Source organism: Paracoccus binzhouensis (assembly GCF_016446475.1).
Classification (GTDB): Bacteria; Pseudomonadota; Alphaproteobacteria; order Rhodobacterales; family Rhodobacteraceae; genus Paracoccus; species Paracoccus binzhouensis.
In genome coordinates, this window is sequence record NZ_JAEHFP010000254.1 from 1 (window position 1) to 876 (window position 876).

Annotated in this window: 1 pseudogene; it reads right to left on the bottom strand. The window is 72.4% G+C overall.

Annotation, left to right across the window (positions count from 1 at the left end):
* Nucleotides 1-876: pseudogene (locus tag I9P22_RS24315) on the bottom strand (hypothetical protein); the annotation flags it as partial.

Consider the following 876-nt stretch of genomic DNA (forward strand, 5'->3'; position numbering starts at 1 on the left):
TCGGCCGCAAGCCGCGCCTGCGCCTCGGCAAGACCGCCCAGCGTCCGCTCCAGCCCGGCCAGCGCCTGCGCCACCGCCCCGCGCTCGGCCGCCAGGGTCGCGCCCAGCCGGTCGCGGTCCGAGCCGAGCAGCCCGGCCATCTTCTCGACCCCCTCGACCAGCGACAGCGTGCGCTGGTCGGCGGCCGAGGCTTCCTCGTCGCGCAACTCGTCGCGCTGGCGGTAGAAATCCTGCAGCCCGGCCAGCTGCGCCTCGACCCGTTCGACGAAGCCGGCCAGCGCCGCCTCGCCCAGCCCCTGCCCCTCGGCGCCGCCCAGGCCGATGCGGGTAAAGCCCGACATCCATTCCTCGAGCTCGCGATAGAAGCGGTTCTGGCCATGGGTCACGAACAGTTCCAAGAGCCCGACCACCAGCGAGCCGGCCAGGCCCAGAAGCGAGCTGGAAAAGGCCGTGGCCATGCCGCCCAGCTGCGATTCCAGCCCGGTCATCAGCTTGTTGAACACCTCGATCCCGGTTTCGCCATCCTTGGGGGCCAGGGCGCGGATGGTGTCGACCACCGCCGGAACCGTGGTGGCGAGGCCGTAGAACGTGCCCAGAAGCCCCAGGAAGATCAGCAGGTTGGCCAGATAGCGGGTGATGTCGCGCGCCTCGTCGATGCGCGTTGCCACCGATTCCAGGATCGAGCGCGACGATTCGGTCGAGATCACGCCGCCCGCCGGCCCGCGCTGGCCCAGAAGCGCGGCCAGCGGCGCCAGCAGCCGGGGCGCCTCGTCCGGCCCGGCCGGTTCCGGCGCGCTGACGCCGCGCTCGGACGCGTTGCGGCGGCGCGCCGCGACTCGCTCGATCCAGCTGACCGACTTGACCAGCTCGGCCACC